Raw genomic sequence first — 18428 nt, 5'->3', positions numbered from 1 at the left:
GGGGGTGGGGTTTTACCCGCGAATGGGCCGCAAAGCGGCCCCGTCCGGTGGATCAGGCTGGCTCTGCTTCCAGCTCCAGCATGGCCTCACGGTACCGCGCCAGTTCCTCGATGGTCAGCACCGGCAGATCGTACTGCCGCGCATACACCGCCACCTGCTCGCCACGGGCCATCGTGCCATCGGGGTTCATCAGTTCGCACAGCACTGCCGCCGGTCGCAACCCGGCCAGGCGTGCCAGGTCTACCGAGCCTTCGGTGTGGCCACGGCGGGTCAGCACCCCGCCATTGCGGGCGCGCAGCGGGAACACATGCCCCGGGCTGACGATATGGCGCTGGTCGGCGGTGGAGCGCAGTGCCGCGCCAATGGTGGTGATGCGGTCCTGGGCGGACACCCCTGTGGTAATGCCTTCCGCCGCCTCGATGGTGACGGTGAAGCCGGTGCCGTGGCGGGCCTGGTTGTTCTGCACCATGGGTGCCAGTTGCAGTTCGTCGACGGTGGCCTCGTCCAGGCACAGGCAGACGATGCCGCTGCAATCGCGAATCATCATGGCCATGGTCTGCAGCGAGATGTTCTCGGCGGCGGCGATGATGTCCGCTTCGTCCTCGCGGTCGTCGTCGTCGAGCAGCAGCACCGGGCGACCGGCCTGGAAGGCGGCGATGGCGGCGCTGACATTGGGGAATTGCGGGTGGTGCCTGGTGAACATGAAACGCTCCTCGTGAATGATCGATGAACGTCTCGGGGCGAACAAAATGCGCGCGCAGGGGCGCCTGGATGGCCCCTGCCTGACGCCTTCTTTCATCCGGACTATGACCGTCGGCTCTGGAGTCTCACCAGATCTGCTGACCCCCGGCATGGCCGGGGCGCTCGCGGGCTCATCTTTCGATTTACCGCCGGTGGGGACTTTCACCCCGCCCTGAAGACCCGCCAAGCATACAGCACATTGCCACCTCGCTGGCAACCCACGGCCCTACGACCTTTGGCGGTATCATGCCGGTATGCATTCGAGGAACAGCCCCATGGACATTCTCCAGGTCGCCGGCGGCAAGCCGGTCAAGTTGTGGACCGACGGCGTACCGGTCGAAGACGATGCCCGCAAGCAACTGCTCAACACGGCCAAGATGCCGTTCATCTTCAAGCACCTGGCAGTTATGCCGGACGTGCACTTGGGCAAGGGCTCTACCATCGGCAGCGTCATTCCCACGGTTGGCGCAATCATTCCCGCTGCGGTGGGTGTGGATATCGGCTGCGGCATGATCGCCGCGCGCACGTCGCTGCACGCCCGCGACCTGCCGGACAACCTGCATGGCCTGCGCAATGCCATCGAGCACGCCGTGCCGCATGGCAAGACCTTCGGCAAACGTGACCAGGGCGCCTGGGCCGATGTGCCAGCCAAGGCGGACAAGGCCTGGGCGCAGCTGGCCGGGCGCTTCAAGGCCATCACCGACAAGTACCCGCGGCTGGAGAAGACCAATAACCGTCATCACCTGGGGACGCTGGGCGGCGGCAACCATTTCATCGAGGTGTGCCTGGACGAGGCCGACCGCGTCTGGTTCATGCTGCACAGCGGCTCCCGGGGCGTGGGCAATGCCATTGGCAACCTGTTCATCGAACTGGCCCAGGCAGACATGCGCCAGCACCTGGCCAACCTGCCGGACAAGGACCTTGCGTATTTCGAGGAGGGCAGCCGCCATTTCGCCGACTACGTCGAAGCGGTGGAGTGGGCGCAGGACTACGCCAGGCAGAACCGCGAGCTGATGATGCTGGCAGTGGTCGGTGCGGCTCGCAAGGCGCTGGGCAAACCGTTTGAAGCCAGCCTGGAAGCGGTGAACTGCCACCACAACTATGTGCAGCGCGAGCAGCATTTTGGGCGAGAAGTGCTGGTGACGCGCAAAGGGGCGGTGTCGGCGCAGAAAGGGCAGTTGGGCATCATTCCCGGCTCGATGGGCGCCAAGAGCTTCATCGTGCGAGGGCTGGGCAACGAGGAATCGTTCTGTTCCTGCAGCCATGGTGCCGGCCGGGTGATGAGCCGGACCAAGGCCAAGAGCCGATTCACCGTGGAAGACCAGCGGCGGGCCACGGCTCATGTGGAATGCCGCAAAGACAAGGAGGTGATCGACGAGATCCCCATGGCCTACAAGGACATCGATGCGGTGATGCGCGCGCAGCAGGAGCTGGTGGAGGTGGTGCATACCTTGCGGCAGGTGGTGTGTGTGAAGGGCTGACGGGGAGACTGCCTGTGTCGGCCTCTTCGCGGGTAAACCCGCTCCCCAGAAATCGAGTGAACCTGTGGGGCACAGGTTGCCACGAAAAGATGAAGCCTGTGATGGCACAGGTTGCTACTGAAGGTGAAGCCTGTGGTGGCTCTGTGGGAGCGGGTTTACCCGCGAAGAGGCCAGTGCAGGTTATCGGGACATCCCTTCAATCACCCGCTTCAGCGAGGCCGGTAACATCGGCCCATGCCCCAGCCCGTCAATCCGCTCGAACCGTACCTGCAACCCCGGCACCTTGGCCAGGTCTGCCACCAGCTCCCGCGCCGGCCGTTCTTCATCCCCTTGCACCGGCATGCGCGGGTTAGCCGGCTCCTCACTCCCACGCATCAGCAACAACCTAGGCTGGCTGCTACCCAAGCGCTGGCCAAGCCCCTGCGCCTCACGCACGATCGCACCGTCATGCCACCACAGCGAAGGGCTGGCCGCCACATAGGCACTGAAAGCCCCAGGCCGTGTGAACAGCGCATGCAGCACGGCCAGCCCACCATAGGAATGCCCCCACAACGTCTGCCGCTGCAGGTCGATCGGTGCCACACCCGCCACCAGCGGCCGCATGCGCTCGCTCAGCAGATCGAGGAACTCGTCCACGCCACCGCTCGGTTGCCCGGTCAACGCGTCCAACTGCTCAGCCTGCCCAGGCAACGCCGGAGTGTAGTCATAGGTACGCCCGACCCGATCGATCCGCTGATCGGTCTGGTACCCCACGGCTACCAGCAATGGCGCCTGGCCGGCGGCAAGCTTGCTCAACAGCGGGCTGTCCAGCGCCCCCAGCGCGGCGTTGCCATCGAGCATCCACAGCACCGGGTAACCTGCTGCTGGCGCCGGGCGGTCTGGTTTGCCGACCCACAAGCGGTAATGACGCTGGCCATCGGCCGAGTCCAGGTCGAGCTGGCTGAAGCGGTACTCCAGGTCCTGGCGCTGCAGCAGCGAGGTATCCATCCTCTGTTGATGCTCGGGCTGCGCCAGGGCAGCAGGGGCCGCAAGGGCCAGCACCAAAGCCAGCGTCAGGGTCATCTTGCTCATCAGGTTTCTCATCAGGGCTTTGCAAGGAGCGCAAGGCAGGAATACCCAGATGATAATCAGTCTTGATTGAGCGTAAAGCGCATTAACTTTCTAAACAGTCCTGGGCCATCGGCAAAGTCATGTGCAGGCATAGGCCCGGGTGACCGTTGCTGGCCCACAAGCGGCCGCCTTGCAGTTCGATGGCGCGGCGGGCGATGGCCAGGCCCAGGCCGAAGCCCGCGCCGCTGTCGGCCAGCCGCTGGTAGGGTTTGAAGATGCGTTCGAGCTCGGCGTGCGGCACCCCGGGGCCTTGGTCACTCAGGCGCAGGTGCCAGCAGTCGCCCTCCAGCCAGCCATCCAGGCTGACCCGGCCCTCGGCCGGCGAGTGGCGGATGGCATTGCGCATCAGGTTTTCCAAGGCTTGGGCCAGGCTATCCAGGTGGGCTTGCACCACGCAGTCGGTGCCTAGTGAGCAGGGCAGGCGGGCGCGGTCCCAGCCGCTTTCGAAACAGATGTCCTGGCACAAGGCCTCCCACACCGAAACCATCAACACCGGTTCGGTCGGCAAGCTGGGCTGTTCGGTGTCCATCCAGGCCAGGTCCAGCGTGTCCTCCAGAAGCTTTTGCATGTCGGTGACCTCGCGGTCCAGGCGCTCGCGCAACTGGGCCGGCGGCAAGCTGCTGTCATGGGCGATGCGCAACCGCGCCAGCGGGGTGCGCAGTTCGTGAGACAGCGTGCGTAGCAGCAGGCGCTGCTGTTCCAGGCTCTGGCGCAGGCGCCCGGCCATGTGCTCGAAGGCCTGCGCCAGTTCACCAAGCTCATCGCGCCGCTCCTGCAGGGGAAGGGCCGGGCTGTCGAGGTCGTCGGCACGCAGGGCGTCGGCGCGGTCGCGCAGGCGGTTCAGTGGCACCACAAGGTGGCGGTACAGTGCCAGAACCAGCAGCAGGGCGAGCAGTGTGGGGGCAACGCCATGGGTGATCACATGGGTCCATGGGGTCAGGCCGGTAGGCAACAGGTGCTCGGGCAGTTGGATTACCAGGCGACCGTGCTCGGGATGCTGCGGGAACTCGATGCTGACGTAGGGCAGTTCATCCTGCAGGCGTCGGCTCATAGGCCAGTCGAGCTTGCGCATGAAGGTCAGGTGGCTGGCTTCCTCAGCGCTCAGTGGGGTGCTGCCAAGGCTCTGCAGATGCGGCCCGACCAGCGCCACCCAAGTGCCCTCGGCCTTTTCCAGTTGCCTGCGCCAGGCTTCGGCACCCGCCGCGCCGCCTTGCTCCCAGGCCTGTTCGGCTTGCTGTGCAAAGCGCGCCAGGTAGTCCTGGTCGGCTTGGGACAGGAAGTAGGTACTGCGCTCCACCGACAGGCCCCAGGTCCAGATCAGCCAGGTCAGCAACAGGCAGAAGCCGACCTGCAGTACGGCCAGTTTCCATAGCAAGGGATGACGGCGCATCAGGCTTGTTCCGTGTCGACCAGGATGTACCCTTGGCCGCGTATGGCCTGGATCTGCAGGTGCTGGGCCGCGATGTCGGACAGCTTGCGGCGCAGGTTGCATACATGCACATCCAGGCCGCGGTCCAGGCGGGTGTAGGCCCGGTGCAGCACGGTCTGGTAGAGAAACGGTTTGCTCAAGGCCTCGCCGGGGTGGGCCCACAGGGTGGCCAGCAAGCGGAATTCGGACGCGGTCAGGCCGGCAGCCTTGCCATTGTGGATAACGTCCTGGCGGTCGTGATCGAGCATCACCTCGCCGACGTCGGCACGCAGCACCATACCGCGATCGAACGCCACACGCCGCAGCAATGCATCGACTCGGGCGTCCAGCTCGGCCAGGCTGAAGGGCTTGGGCAGGTAATCGTCCGCGCCCCGGGTAAAGCCACTGATGCGATCCTGCTCGGCCCCCAGTGCCGACATCAGCATGACCGGCACCGCCTGCTGCCGGCGCAACTCGTCGAGCAGGCTGAGGCCATCGACGCCCGGCAGCATGATGTCCAGCAGCACCAGCTCGAACCGTGATTGCTGTATGGCAGCCAGGGCCTGGCCGCCGGTGGCGCATGCGTGCACCCGGAAACCCCGGTTGAGGAAATGGCGTTCCAGGTCCTGACGCAGGCGTGCGTCGTCTTCGGCTAGGAGGAGTGAGGTGGGCACGGCGAGCCTTGAATGAGAATTCGTATCAGTTACGAATCATCCCATTGCCGGCAGGGCGAGGGCAACGGCTGGATGTGTTAAGAAGGTTAATCCTGCTGCACCCCCGATTTCCCTTCGGTATCGTTCGCAAAAAGCAACTTGTTTCGTTTGCGAATCACTACCATTTGGGGGAAGGTGTGTCATGAGCAGTTTCAAAAGTTTGGGGGACTCGCGACGGGTTCGGGGCTGGCTGGTGCTGGGGTTGCTTGCGCCGTTTTCGTTGTCGGCACTGGCCGAATCGGTAGCGACCCAGGTGTCTGCCGATGACAGCGCACTTGACCTGCCGGCATTGACCATCGAAGGCAACCGCCTGTACGACATGCTGCCGTCGGAAGAAACCGGCGGCTACAGCGTGGACGCCGCCACCGTGGGTACCAAGACCCCCGCAGCGCTCAAGGACATCCCGCAATCGATCACCGTCTACACCCAGGACTACGTCAAGGACCGCCAGTTCGTGCACCTCGATGACCTGGCCAAGTACACCGCCGGGCTGCGAACCCTGACCAACGATAGTGGCCGATCGTCGATCTATGCCCGTGGCTACGAGTACAGCGAGTTCAATATCGACGGCCTGCCGGCACCCATGGCCAGCATCTTCGGTACAGTACCGTCGCTGGCGGCATTCGACCGTATCGAGATCATGCGTGGCCCGGCCGGGTTGTTCAGCAGTACCAGCGAACTGGGCGGCATCGTCAACATGGTGCGCAAGCGCCCGACCGCCGAGTTCCAGGGGCACGTCGAAGGCAGCTATGGCACCTGGGACACCAACCACGAAGAAATCGACCTGAGCGGGCCGCTGGATGATGCCGGCCGCGTGCGCGGGCGCTTCATCGCCTCGCGTGACGACACCAATGGCGAAGTCGACTACAACGCCAACACCAGCAACAGCTACTACGGTGCGCTGGACGTCGACCTGGACGACGCCACCACCCTGTCGTTCGGCCTGATTCATGAAGTGAAGAACATCACACCGCACAACGGCTATCCGGCAACGCTGTCCGGCGAAGTACCCGACTTCAGCCATTCGAAGTTCCTGGGTGCTGACTGGAATTACTTCGACGGCAAGACCACCGACCTGGTCGCCGAGCTGACCCACCGCTTCGATAACGGCGGCTATGGCCGTGTCGCTGCCCGTGGCTCGCACCGGGACACCAATTACCTGTACGCCTTCACCGCGACCAACGCCACCACTGGCGCCAACTCCGAGCGCGCCAGCGCCCGCGATTTCACCCAGGACACCTACTCGCTGGACGCCAGCTACAGCCAGCCGTTCGAAACCTTCGGCCAGGTCAGCGAATTCGTGGTCGGCAGCGACTACAAGAACTACGACACCGAGTACCTCAACGGCACTACCAACCTGGGCGCCATCAACGTCAACACATACTCGCCGAAGCAGTTCGCCAAGCCATCGCCCAACTACAGCACCGAGACCGGTATGCAGGAAGAGGAATACGGCCTGTACTCCAAGGTCACCTTCCGCCCGGTCGAGCGGCTGGCGCTGATCGCCGGCGGCCGCTTCAGCTGGTATCGCGGTGACTTCTACACCACCACCCTCAGCAGCGGCGCCACCACCAACGACAGCAAACGCGTGGATGGCCACTTCACCCCGTATGGCGGCCTGGTCTACGACCTGAACGAGAACCACGCGCTGTACGCTAGCTATTCGCAGGTGTTCAAGCCGCAGCCCGACACCGACAGCAATGGCCGGGTGCTCAAGCCGCGTGAGGGCGAGCAGTACGAGTTCGGCCTCAAGAGCAGCTACTTCGGCGGCGACCTGAATACTCGCTTCTCGGTGTTCCGCCTGACCGACAAGAACCGCGCGACCACCGTGTATGACGCCGACGGCGTGGCTACCACTGACTCTGTTGCATCCGGCAAGACCCGTGTGAAAGGCGCCGAAGTGGAAGTGAGCGGCAAGCTGACGCCGAACTGGGAAGTGCTGGCCGGCTACACATGGATGGAAACCGAAACCCTCAAGGGAGATGCCGAAACCACCTTCTTCATCATGCCGCGCAACCAGGCATCGCTGTGGAGCAAGTACACCATCAGCCAAGGGCCGCTGAACGGCCTGGCCATTGGTGGCGGTATTTCGGCGATGAGCAACTTCTATTCCGAGAACGGCGGTGTGCGCATCGACGCGCCAGGCTATGCGACTGTGGATGCAATGCTGTCGTATCCGGTTACTTCGAAGCTGACGGCCACCTTCAATATCAACAACCTGTTCGACCGAGACTACCTGTCGCGGGTGGGGTCAACCTCGACGTTCAACTTCTACGGGCCGTCGCGGAGCATGATGGTTGGGGCGCGGTATGACTTCTGATAATCAGATTTTTCCCGTTGCGCGTAGGCCATTTCTGAAATAGCTTCCTAGCGCCCTTGAGCCATTGCGGTGGTGCTCCTGGCGGCCTAGTGTGGCCCAGTCGTTGCCAAATCAGCGACCGGGCCTGCAAGCCTGTCCAGAGCAAAATGCCGATCACCGATGCCAATGGCATGCCATTGCGCGCGCTTAATGGTGGCTGCGTACGGGAGGTTTTCGAACCTGCCGGATTTTGCTCTCTGCCGGTCTTGCAGACCCGTACGTGGCTGCCACCCATCACACTGCAAGTCATGAGTGGCAGCTCTAGCCAACCTATAGAGAGTGTCACCATGCTTAAGATTGTCCCCGATCCACCCCACGATATTCATTCCCTTGAAGACACCCTGGCCCAGGCCACGGACTACGCGCTGTGCGCTGCGACCGTTGTGCATCAGGCCATGCAGCTGCAGCCCAAGTCGCCGGCGTCGGTTTTGATGATGACGTCGATGCATGAACTGGAGACGCTGCGGGCTTTGCTGGAATCGGCATTGATTCAGGTGCAGATGCCCACTGGGCCCAGGACTTTGCACTGAGGCTTGATTGATGTGTCGCCTGGGCCGGCCCTTTCGCGGGTAAACCCGCTCCCACAGGGTCACCACAGTACTCAAGAGTTGCACAGTACCTGTGGGAGCGGGTTCACCCGCGAAAGGGCCTGTCCAGGCAGTCGAGAATTTTCAGGGGATTCAACAATGACCACAGAAGACACCCAATTCACCGTCGGCAAAACCACCTTCTACCAGGGCGAAAACAGCACCCACCCATTGTTCCGCATCGAGTCCGGCATCCCGTGCAGAGACGCCCGCGAACAGTCCTCAGAGTTGATGGGCTATGTCCGCGAACTGACCATCACCGGCCTGATGGATGAGAAGCCGATGATGATCTGGGCTGCGCACTACCTGAGTGCGATGGCCAAGGCGCTGATGGATGATGCTGAGTTGGGCATGAAGCAGTGAGTGCTTGCCTTCAGTTCTTGTGGATGTGCGCCTTGCCATCGCGATGAGTATGCGCCTTTGAATGCCCCTCATCATGCTGGGCTGCGCCCGAGGCCTGCTCACCATGGTGGCCAGGCACGTTGCCGCGGTGCTGGCCTTCATGGTTGTGCATTTCACTCTCGCCGCCACCATGCTGGTGGCCGCCACTGGCCGCGACCATCGTTTTGTACTGCTGGGCGTTCAACTGGGGTAGCTGGTCCAGGAAGGCGACGATGCCCCAGATGTATTCATCGCCCATGCTCTTGCCCCAGGCCGGCATGCCGGAGGCCTTGATGCCGTGCTTGATGATCCAGAACGCCGCAGCGGGGTCGCCACCAATCCCGCTTTTGGCCAGGTTGGGGGGCGATGGATACAGCGCCTGGCTGAGCTCGGTCTTCTCGACGCCAGGGGCGAGGTGGCAACCGATGCACATGGCATTGTAGTTACCGGCGCCGGTACGGATCAGCGCTTCATCTTTGAGGTCTGGCACCTCGATGTCCCTGGCCCGCACTGCGATCGAGCGCTCCCGTGCCATGGCCAGAAAGGCATGCACGGCGGGGAAATGGGGATCATCGGCTCCGACGTTGACCAGACCGGAGTACGCAGCACCTAGCACGGCCACGCTGGCCACCGCGCCTGCTGCAACAAGCGTTGTTATTGTTCTTTTCATGTCTGGTTCTCAAAACCACATGCGGATACCGGCCACGAAACGCGCTTCATCCACATCACCACCCTCGTCGCGGATGAAATCGGCGGTTTTGCCGTAGGAACGGTTCCAGGTAATGCCGATGTAGGGGGCGAACTGGCGGACGATTTCATAGCGCAGGCGCAGTCCGACTTCGGTATTTGCCAGGCCCGAACCCACACCGCGCCCAGGGTCGTTCTTGCCATAGAAATTGGCTTCAGCGGTCGGCTGCAGGATCAGGCGGTTTGTCAGCAGAATGTCGTAGTCGCCTTCCAGGCGCGCGGCAGTCTGGCCGTTCTCGCCAATGAACGCGGTGGCTTCGGCTTCGAAGTCGTAAAGCGCCATGCCCTGGATACCGAACGCCGCCCAGGTCTGGGGGGATTCAGGCTTGAAATCCTGGCGCACCCCGGCAACCACATCCCACCATGGGCTGATCGAGCGGCCGTACAGCAGCTGCAATTCGGCATCCTCGGTGACACCGTTGGTGCGTTCACCTTCGGAGCGGATCCACAGCCGGTTGATATCGCCGCCTACCCAGCCAGAAGCATCCCAGGCCAGCGTGCTACCTTCATCGGCATCCTGATACTCGAGCTGGTCCAGCAGGAAAAAGCTGTTGATCGCACTGTCGTGCACCTGATGCCCACCCAATGGGGGGAAGGCTGCCTGGCGGTCGGCATCTGTCAGCACCGGGATCGGGGTACGGCTGGTTGTTGGCGTATCCGCCGAGCCGTGGTTCATTTTCGAATGGTCCATCGCTCCATGGTTCATAGTTCCATGGTTCATAGCGCCATGATCCATGGCGCCATGGTCCATGCCCTGCATGCTGCCATGATCCATCTTGCCGTGGTCCATCGTCGAATGGTCCATTTCTTCAGCGGCGAAGCTGGGCGCAGCACCCAGCACACCGAGCGAAACGGTCAATGCCAGCAGCGATGGTCGTGCCAGGCTATTGAGCATCTTTCCCTGCCTCAGCTTTATCGCCACCATGCGATTCCATCATCTTGCCGTGGTCCATGCCTTGCATCGAACCATGGTCCATTCCTTTCATGGCGTCATGGTCCATACCCTTCATCGAGCCGTGGTCCATGCCCTTCATGGCGCCATGATCCATGCCCTTCATCGAACCATGGTCCATGCCTTGAGCACCCTTGGCTTTTGCGCCATCTGCAGGTTGCTGGTTGTCGCCGGACCACGACGGCGGGGCATACACGGCAAACAGGCCGGCCATCACGGCAGAAAGGAAAAACGCGCTTCGTTTGGTTGGTTTGCTCATCTCGATTCTCCAGTTCATTCGTCCACACGGACTTCGCGGAACATGCCCATTTCCATGTGGAACAGCAGGTGACAGTGATAGGCCCAACGCCCCAGGGCATCTGCCGTGACGCGATAGCTTCGTTTTGAGCCAGGCGGCATGTCGATCGTATGTTTGCGCACCATGAAGTTGCCGTTCTCATCCTCCAGGTCGCTCCACATGCCATGCAGGTGGATGGGATGGGTCATCATGGTGTCGTTGACCAGGGTGATGCGCAGGCGCTCGCCATACTTGAGGCGTAGTGGCTCGGCATCGGAGAACTTGATGCCGTCGAAGGACCAGGCGAACTTTTCCATGTGGCCGGTGAGGTGCAGCTCGATTGTGCGACCAGGCGCGCGGCCGTCCGGGTCCGGGAAAGTGCTGCGCAGGTCGGCATAGGTCAGCACACGGCGGCCGTTGTCACGCAGGCCGATGCCCGGATCGCCCAGTTTTGGCGTCGGGGTCATCGTTTGCATGTCGACCAGGGGGTTGTTGGTCTCGGACTCTGGGTGGCTCTGCATGGGCGCGCTGGTGTCAGCCATGTCGCCATGGTCCATGCCGGCCATGCTGCCGTGGTCCATGCCAGCCATGTCGCCGTGATCCATGCCGGCCATGCTGTCGTGGTTCATGCCGCCATGGTCCATGCCCATATCGCTCATGGAAATGATCGGCCGTGGATCGACAGCTGGGACAGGGGCGTGCAAGCCTTCGCGAACAGCGAGGGTGCCCCTGGAATACCCGGTACGGTCCATGGCTTGGGCGAAGATGGTGTAAGCCTGCTCGCTTTCGGGCTCGACGATGACATCGTAGGTTTCGGCAACGGCGATGCGGAACTCGTCGACCGCAACGGGTTTGACATGTTGCCCATCCGCCGCGACAACGGTCATCTTCAGGCCGGGAATTCGTACATCGAAATACGTCATGGCCGAGCCGTTGATGAAGCGCAGGCGGATTTTCTCGCCCGGCTTGAACACGCCCGTCCAGTTACCGTCCGGGGCCTGGCCGTTCATCAGGTAGGTGTAGGTGTAGCCGCTGACATCAGCGAGATCGGTGGGGCTCATTTTCATCTCGGCCCACATCTTGCGGTCGGCTACCGCGGCGGACCAGCCCATCTCGCTCACATCGTTTACGAAATCACCCACCGTGCGCTTGTGGTAGTTGTAATAGTCGGACTGCTTCTTGAGCTTGGACAGCACCCGTGCAGGGTCTTCGTCCGTCCAGTCGCTGAGCATGACCACGTAGTCTCGGTCATAGGTGAATGGCTCAGGCTCCTTCGCATCGATGACCAAGGCGCCATAAACCCCGACCTGCTCCTGGAAACCGGAGTGGCTGTGGTACCAGTAGGTGCCGTTTTGCTGGACCTTGAATTTGTACTCATACATGCCGTCGGGGGCGATGCCATGGAAGCTCAGGCCCGGCACGCCGTCCATGTTCGCCGGCAGGATGATGCCGTGCCAGTGGATGGAGGTGTCCTGCTGCAAGCGGTTGCGCACACGTAGCGTGACGGTATCGCCTTCGCGCCAGCGCAGGATCGGCCCTGGGATGGAGCCGTTGATGGCCATCGCTGTACGCGCAGTGCCGGTAATGTTGACCGGCAGCTCACCGATGTAGAGGTCGAAGTCGGTGCCGCTCAGCACAGTCGGGTGGCCGGGGCTGGTCACGGCCCAGACCGGCGCGCGCCACATGCCCAGCCCGCCAAGCAGTCCGGTAGCGGCCAGGCCTTTGACGAAGGAGCGTCTGGTGGTTTTGCTTTGCATGCCGTTGCGTCCAGTCAGTCGAAAAGTTGCTGGTATTCAGGCGGTTGAACGCCCCAGCCGTGGGTCGAGAAGCCCCACAATCTTCCTTAACGCTAGCGGACCTGCGCTGTCAGCTGGCTGAGCTTCAGATTACTTTTCTGTCAGCTTGTGGTGGGTATGACTGATGAAGCGCATGGCATGCAGAATCTGTGGCCGCCTTGCAGCCCCATCAGGGGATTCTTTGGCCTGGCCGCTACTCGATGCGCAGCGCCGCCACCGGATGCAAGCGGGCCGCCCGCACGGCCGGGGCCAGGCCGGCGAGAATGCCGAGTACCGCCGCCAGCAGCAGCGCCAGCAACAGAAACAGCGGTTGCAGCGCCAAAGGCAGGCTCGGCATGGCCAGGTGCAATAGCCCCAGCAGCAGGCCCATCAACAGCAGGCCAAGCACGCCACCGGCCAGGGACAGCAGCGTCGCTTCAGCGAGAAACAACCCAAGTACCTGCCGCGGACTGGCGCCAATCGCCCGCAACAGGCCGATTTCTGCCGTGCGCTCGCCCACAGTGGTCGTCATGATGGTGAGAATGCCGACGGCGCCTACCAGCAGCGAAATGCCCCCCAAGGCACCAATGGCCAGGCTCAGTGTGCCAAGAACGCGGTTGAAGCTGCGCAGCATGTCGTCCTGGGTGGTCAGGCTGAAGTCCTCCGCACCGTGTCGTTCGCCGAGCACCTCGCGAATCTGCCGGCTCAATGCCCGTGAAGTGGTACCTGCGCCAAACACCACATGGGCTTTGACCACACCGGTGCGGTTGAACAGGCTTTCCGCCCAATCCACCGGGATGTAGGCGATATCGTCGAGGTTGAAGCCGAGCAACTGGCCTTTCTCCGCCATCACGCCGATCACCCGGAAACGCACGCCGCCGACACGGATCAGCTCACCCAGCGGGTTGCGAGCCCCGAACAGTTCAGTGCGCAGCTGATGGCCGAGCACCACATAGGGCGGCGAACGGCCGTGACGCGCCGGCGGCAGGAACTCGCCCAGGCTCAGTTGCATGCGCCAGGCCCGCGCCATCTGATGGCCGCCACCGAGAATGTCGCTGCGCCGGCTCAGTTGGCCGAACTGGATATTCCCGCTGCCCTGAATGATCGGCACCGCCGCCTCGACATGCGGCAAGCGCCGCAGGGCGTCGGTGTCACTGATGGTCAGTGGCCGCACGCTGCCGAGCAGGCCGCCGAGGCCGCTGGTCTGGGTCTTGCCGGGGCGCACGGTGATGATCCGTGTACCAAACTGCGAGAAGTTCTCCAGCACGTAGCCGCGCACGCCTTCGCCTATGGCAGTGAGCAGCGCCACGGCGGCTATGCCGATCGCTACCCCGAGCAGGGTCAGCAGGCTGCGCAGCGGGCGGCAGGTCAGCGCCGAGCTGGTCAGCCGGAAACCATCTTGCCAGCGCATCAGTGCGCTCCCGGCGGGTGTAGCGCCGCCACCGGCTCCAGCGCCGAGGCCCGAGCGGCCGGCAGCCAGGCGAACAGCAGCGTCGTGCCGAGTGCCAGCAGTACTGCGCCAGCCCGTGCCCACCAGGGTGCATGCAGCGGCAGATCGAATGCCAGGCGCCCCAGCCAGAGCAAGGTTTCGGCCAGTAGCAGCCCCGCCAGCGCCCCCGTCAGGGCCAGCAGCGCCGCTTCGCCGAGGAACAGCAGGCGCAGCTGCGCCGCCGTCACGCCTATGGCTTTGAGCAGGCCGATCTCGGCGCTGCGCTGGCTGACCGCAATCCAGGTCACGTTCATGATCAGGATGCCTGCCACCAATAGGCTGATCGCGGCAATCCCGGCCACCGCCAGGGTCAGCACCGCGAGTATCTGGTCGAAGGCGCTGAGCAGGCTGTCCTGGCTGACCAGGGTGACGTCTTCCTCACCCTCGTGGCGCTCCTTTAGCGCGGCGAGTATCAGCTGCTTGCCACGTTCGAGAAAGCTCGGACCATGCACCTCGACAAATACCCGCGACAACCCCTCGCTATTGAACAATGCCTGGGCACTGGCTACCGGGATGATCAACATCTCGGCGAAATCCATCCCCAGCGATTCGCCCCGCTCACCGAGAATGCCGACCACCCGGAAGCGCCGGTCGCCAGCGCGCAACCATTCACCCAAGGCCGGGCGAGCCCCGAACAGCTCGCGCCGGAGTTTGCCGCCGATCACGCAGACGGCCTCGGCCTGCTCAGGGTCCAGCGTGGGCAGGGGCTGGCCTTGTATGACCGTCAGTTGGCGAATGGCGAAGAAGTCCCGGGTGGTGCCCAGCGTCAGCACTTCACGATTGCGGTTGCCGACTATCACCTCCATCTGCCCGGCCTGCTGCGGCGCGACCCGGCGGATGCCCGGCAACCGGGTGATGGCCTGGACATCCTGCAAGGTCAACTCGTGTGGCGTCAGGCCGGTGAGTGGCGGCATTCGCCCGGTGGTCTCCTTGCGCCCCGGGAAAACGATGAGGATGTCGCGCCCGAGCAGCGAGAACTCATTCAGGACGAAGGCCCGCGCTCCCGCACCAAGACCGGTGAGAAGATTGACCGCAACCACCCCGATAGCGATGGCCAGCAGCAGCATCAAGCTGCGCGAGCGATGCCCGCGCAAGGCTCCTAGCCAGAAGCCCAGGGCATCGGCAGCGCGCATCAGGCCAGCGCCCGCTGCGGCGCAGTACTGTGGATCCGCCCGTCACGCATGTGCAACTGGCGCTGTGCGCGGGCGCCCAGGTTGGCATCATGGGTCACCACTATCAGGGTCAGGCCCTCGCCGTTGAGCTCCTCCAGCAGGCTGAAGACCTCGGCGCCAGCCTGGCTATCGAGATTGCCGGTGGGCTCGTCGGCCAACAGCAGCGCCGGTTGCATGACCATCGCCCGGGCGATCGCCACGCGCTGGCGTTGGCCACCGGACAGTTCGGCCGGGCGGTGGGCGATGCGCTCGCCCAGCCCCAGGCGGGCCACCAATTGGCTGCTGCGCTTGTGCCGTTGCGCCGCACCGATGCCGGCGAGGACCATCGGCAGCTCGATGTTTTCCAGCACCGTCAGCCGTGCGATCAGGTGGTAGGACTGGAAAACGAAGCCTATCAGTCGGCTGCGCAACTGGGCGCGGCGCGCCTCGCTCAGCGCCGCCGTGGCCTCGCCCTGCAGCCAGTATTCGCCTGCGCTGGGCGCATCGAGCAGGCCGAGGATGTTCAGCAAGGTCGACTTGCCCGAGCCCGACGGGCCCATCACCGCCATGTAGTCACCGGCGGCGATGTCCAGGTCCAGGCCATCCAGCCCCATCACCTGCTGCTCGCCCAGCTGGAAGCTGCGGCTGCCGCCGCGCAAGCGGATCATTTCTCGGTCTCCGCGGCATCCACCGGGATCACAGCCACAGTATCCTTGAGGCCTTCCTGCTCGTGGCTGGCGACTATGCGTGCGTCTTCGTCCAGCCCTGCAAGCACCTCCGTCCAGCGCCAGTTGCTCAACCCGGTTTGTACCTGCACCTCGCGCAACACCCGGGCGCTCGGGTCATATCGCAGCACACGCTGCCCCTCCAGCAGTGTCTCGGTAGGGATGCGCAAGGCACCCGCATGCTGCTCCAGGAGTATCTCGACATCGGCGCTATAGCCGGTGAGCAGGGCCAGGTCTGCCGGCGGCTGGTCGAAGTGCACCTCGACATCGACGGTGCGCGCCTGCTTCTCCAGTTCGCGCACGTAGGGCGCGATGCGGCTGACGCGGCCGGTGAAATGCTGACCACGGAAAGCATCCAGGCTGATCCGTACGGCGGTTCCTGGGTGAACCCGGGCAGCGTCCACCTCATCGATCGGTGCCTCGACATAAAGGCAGCTGTCGTCGATCAGGTCGACTGCCGGCGGCGTGGGAATACCTGGCGGCGAAGGGGTGACGAACTCGCCGAGTTCGCCGTTGATTTCTGCAACGATGCCGGCAAATGGTGCGCGCAGGGTTGTCTGTTCGAGCAGTGAACGCTGCAGCTGCAGGCTGGCGTCGGCCTTGCGGATCAGCACGGAACTGGCGCTGCACATCAGCTTCGCCAGGTTGGCCTTGGTCGCGGCCTGATCGAGGCGATCGGCGGCAATCAACTTGCGGTCGGCCAATTGGCCCAGGCGATCAAGGTCGCGTCGGTCCAGCAGAGCTTGCTGGCAGCGCTGTTCGCGGTTATTGCGCTGGGCTTCCAGCCGCGCCTCGGCCTCCTGCAGCCTGGCCTGTTGCTCGTCCTGCCGAAGGCGCATGAGCACCTGACCCGGCTGGACCCGCTGGCCCTCACTGACCAGCAGCTCGGCAACCTGGCCGCCGACATTGAAAGACAGGTGCGAGCGTCGACAGGACTTCAGCGTACCCGCGCGCGTGTTGGCCACCACCGTCTCAACCGGCCCCCGCTCAACTTCCAGCAGCCTGACCTGCACCGGCTGCGGACGACTCAACCAGCCACCCAACACCACGAGACAAGCCAGGATCGACGAGCCAATCAATAATTTGCGCATGGACTACACCTCCTCCCATATGGCTTGAGCCTAGAACAGGAGGGTGAAAGCTCCATGCAAAACGCCATTTATCCGACGATTTTCGGATGAGCGTTATCGATGTGTCAGATAAATGGCGAATGAGATTTTTTTCGCTCTCGTAGCGCCGATTCCCCGGCCATGGGAAGGCTGCAGAAAGTTTCAGAGGATGAGAATGGCGGGCATTAAAAAGCCGGCTTGTGGCCGGCTTCTCGGGGACGCTTCCGACTAATTTATGGTAAGCCGCAATCGCCTTAACTGTGTGGCCATCGAGGGCCTGAAAGAGATGGCAGATGCCCGTGTGGGATATCGCCGAGCCCTCTGGACCGCGGCTCGCGCCGGTCGGGGCTGAATGTGCGGCGTAGCATACAAGGGCGCGCGCAGGATGCCCAGCAAAAAATGGCACAGGTTGTTTCAGTCGGGCCGTTGCTGGCGGAAATGCGACCAGTGGAACACCCAGCCCAAAATCTCCAGCCCTTGAGTCTGGCGCTGAACGGTAGTGTAGCGTTCGACCGCATAGTTGCGTCGATCATGGCTGTGCAGGTACAGCGTGCCGTGCTGGCCGAGGCTGAGGTTGTTAACCCTGAGCACGCCGTTGTGCAACAGGGCATAGGTTTCGCCTTCGACCACCCGAGTCATGCCCAGGTCGATGGCCAGGGTAGCCTGCAGCGGAATCAGCGGGGTCATGTTGCTGGCGGGCATGGCCAGGCAGATGGCGTTGTCGGCATGCACTCCCAATTCTTTCACGGCTTTTGCGGGCAGGTACAGGTGCTTGCCCGCCACGGGCGACAGCAGGCCGTTGTTCAGTTCGTAAAAAGGCACCTTCAGCGCCCGGCCGCCTTGCGCCGACAGCGGCGTGTGCGGGGTGGCGGGCGCCGGCCCTGGCGGGCAGCTGCGCAGGATCGGGTTGTGGTGTTTGGGGCCTTCGCCCGTGCGCAACCAGCGACGATGCACGCAGAACAGGTCGGCCATTTCGTCCAGCCGGGCCAGGGGCACGCCGCGCTTGAGCCAGTTGTTGACGTGCTGGGGGGTGACGCTGCGCTGGGCGGCGAAATCGGAAGGGGTCAGGCCACATTCGTGGAGGAGGGCTTTGAGTCGGTCGCCAGATGTGTTCATGGCGGCGAGTGTAGCGGCGGGGTGCCAGCAAGGATATGAACCGGATGTTGATGAGGCTTGTGTGAAAGGCGCCTGTTTGTAGGGCGTTGGAGTAGGACTGCGTAGGATTTTTTACTGTCCCAAGCAAGTGCGCGGTTCCTGTGGGAGCGGGCGAGCCCGCGAAGAAGCCAACGCGGTGGCTGGCACCGGCTGCGCCGGTGTTCGCGGGCACGCCCGCTCCCACAGGGATCGCGCCAGCAATTAGAATTTGAGCAAGGCAGTTGCTTCTGCGCAGGCAAGTCATCCAGTGCCAGGGCGACCAGCCATC

At 63.3% G+C, this 18428-nt stretch carries 17 protein-coding genes and 1 riboswitch; of the genes, 4 read left to right on the top strand and 13 right to left on the bottom strand.

Annotation, left to right across the window (positions count from 1 at the left end; genetic code table 11):
- Positions 1–52 precede the first annotated feature (52 nt).
- The gene (gene ribB, locus ACK1U9_RS13345) at positions 53–703 is read right to left on the bottom strand and encodes a 3,4-dihydroxy-2-butanone-4-phosphate synthase (RefSeq protein ID WP_449109944.1); all 651 of its coding nucleotides are present in this window, start codon (positions 701–703) and stop codon (positions 53–55) included.
- Between the two features lie 80 nt (positions 704–783).
- Positions 784–925: riboswitch (FMN riboswitch) on the bottom strand.
- A gap of 91 nt (positions 926–1016) precedes the next feature.
- Between ribB and ACK1U9_RS13340 the strand changes: the two genes are divergently transcribed.
- Positions 1017–2222, top strand: coding sequence for an RtcB family protein (locus tag ACK1U9_RS13340; protein ID WP_108481568.1), 1206 nt, complete (start codon positions 1017–1019; stop codon positions 2220–2222).
- Positions 2223–2402: 180 nt separating this feature from the next.
- On the opposite strand, the gene ACK1U9_RS13335 is transcribed toward ACK1U9_RS13340, so the two are convergent.
- The 3 genes from ACK1U9_RS13335 to ACK1U9_RS13325 form a co-directional block, all read right to left on the bottom strand.
- Positions 2403–3293: an alpha/beta hydrolase gene (locus tag ACK1U9_RS13335; protein ID WP_046615964.1), complete on the bottom strand. Its 891-nt coding sequence runs from the start codon at positions 3291–3293 to the stop codon at positions 2403–2405.
- Between the two features lie 82 nt (positions 3294–3375).
- Positions 3376–4722, bottom strand: coding sequence for a HAMP domain-containing sensor histidine kinase (locus ACK1U9_RS13330; RefSeq protein ID WP_046615965.1), 1347 nt, complete (start codon positions 4720–4722; stop codon positions 3376–3378).
- Positions 4722–5414 (bottom strand): response regulator transcription factor, encoded by a 693-nt coding sequence (locus tag ACK1U9_RS13325; RefSeq protein ID WP_108481567.1) that lies wholly within the window; start codon positions 5412–5414, stop codon positions 4722–4724. Before ACK1U9_RS13325 ends, ACK1U9_RS13330 begins: the two co-directional genes overlap by 1 nt.
- A 181-nt stretch (positions 5415–5595) precedes the next feature.
- Here ACK1U9_RS13325 and ACK1U9_RS13320 point away from each other — a divergent pair, with 181 nt between their 5' ends.
- From ACK1U9_RS13320 to ACK1U9_RS13310, 3 genes are all read left to right on the top strand, one after another.
- Positions 5596–7773, top strand: a complete 2178-nt coding sequence (locus tag ACK1U9_RS13320; protein WP_108481566.1) for a TonB-dependent siderophore receptor — start codon at positions 5596–5598, stop codon at positions 7771–7773.
- Between the two features lie 326 nt (positions 7774–8099).
- On the top strand, positions 8100–8342 hold the full coding sequence (locus tag ACK1U9_RS13315) for a hypothetical protein (RefSeq protein WP_046615968.1): 243 nt from the start codon (positions 8100–8102) through the stop codon (positions 8340–8342).
- Positions 8343–8498: 156 nt separating this feature from the next.
- Positions 8499–8762 carry a DUF3077 domain-containing protein gene (locus ACK1U9_RS13310; protein ID WP_108481565.1) on the top strand — a complete coding sequence of 88 codons (264 nt, stop codon included), beginning with the start codon at positions 8499–8501 and terminating at the stop codon, positions 8760–8762.
- Between the two features lie 10 nt (positions 8763–8772).
- Here the strand turns inward: ACK1U9_RS13310 and ACK1U9_RS13305 are convergent, their stop codons facing one another.
- The 9 genes from ACK1U9_RS13305 to ACK1U9_RS13265 form a co-directional block, all read right to left on the bottom strand.
- A complete protein-coding gene (locus tag ACK1U9_RS13305; RefSeq protein ID WP_108481564.1) occupies positions 8773–9450 on the bottom strand; it encodes a c-type cytochrome in 678 nt (225 codons plus the stop codon).
- Positions 9451–9459: 9 nt separating this feature from the next.
- Positions 9460–10422, bottom strand: coding sequence for a copper resistance protein B (locus tag ACK1U9_RS13300; protein ID WP_108481563.1), 963 nt, complete (start codon positions 10420–10422; stop codon positions 9460–9462).
- Positions 10412–10756: a hypothetical protein gene (locus ACK1U9_RS13295; protein WP_046615972.1), complete on the bottom strand. Its 345-nt coding sequence runs from the start codon at positions 10754–10756 to the stop codon at positions 10412–10414. The genes ACK1U9_RS13300 and ACK1U9_RS13295 overlap by 11 nt, the downstream gene beginning before the upstream one ends.
- The gene (locus tag ACK1U9_RS13290) at positions 10753–12513 is read right to left on the bottom strand and encodes a copper resistance system multicopper oxidase (protein WP_108481562.1); all 1761 of its coding nucleotides are present in this window, start codon (positions 12511–12513) and stop codon (positions 10753–10755) included. Before ACK1U9_RS13290 ends, ACK1U9_RS13295 begins: the two co-directional genes overlap by 4 nt.
- A gap of 232 nt (positions 12514–12745) precedes the next feature.
- Complete coding sequence (locus ACK1U9_RS13285) at positions 12746–13942, bottom strand: ABC transporter permease (RefSeq protein WP_046615974.1); 1197 nt, start codon at positions 13940–13942, stop codon at positions 12746–12748.
- Positions 13942–15153 carry an ABC transporter permease gene (locus ACK1U9_RS13280; protein WP_108481561.1) on the bottom strand — a complete coding sequence of 404 codons (1212 nt, stop codon included), beginning with the start codon at positions 15151–15153 and terminating at the stop codon, positions 13942–13944. The genes ACK1U9_RS13285 and ACK1U9_RS13280 overlap by 1 nt, the downstream gene beginning before the upstream one ends.
- Positions 15153–15839 carry an ABC transporter ATP-binding protein gene (locus ACK1U9_RS13275; RefSeq protein ID WP_085601426.1) on the bottom strand — a complete coding sequence of 229 codons (687 nt, stop codon included), beginning with the start codon at positions 15837–15839 and terminating at the stop codon, positions 15153–15155. Before ACK1U9_RS13275 ends, ACK1U9_RS13280 begins: the two co-directional genes overlap by 1 nt.
- Positions 15836–16987 carry an efflux RND transporter periplasmic adaptor subunit gene (locus ACK1U9_RS13270; protein ID WP_108481560.1) on the bottom strand — a complete coding sequence of 384 codons (1152 nt, stop codon included), beginning with the start codon at positions 16985–16987 and terminating at the stop codon, positions 15836–15838. Before ACK1U9_RS13270 ends, ACK1U9_RS13275 begins: the two co-directional genes overlap by 4 nt.
- Positions 16988–17419: 432 nt before the next feature.
- The gene (locus ACK1U9_RS13265; RefSeq protein ID WP_153670952.1) at positions 17420–18121 is read right to left on the bottom strand and encodes an XRE family transcriptional regulator; all 702 of its coding nucleotides are present in this window, start codon (positions 18119–18121) and stop codon (positions 17420–17422) included.
- Between the last annotated feature and the right edge of the window lie 307 nt (positions 18122–18428).

This window comes from Pseudomonas sp. XP1, from assembly GCF_053557675.1.
The sequence above is the reverse complement of the archived record's forward strand: the minus strand, read 5'-3'. Positions and strand labels throughout refer to the sequence as shown.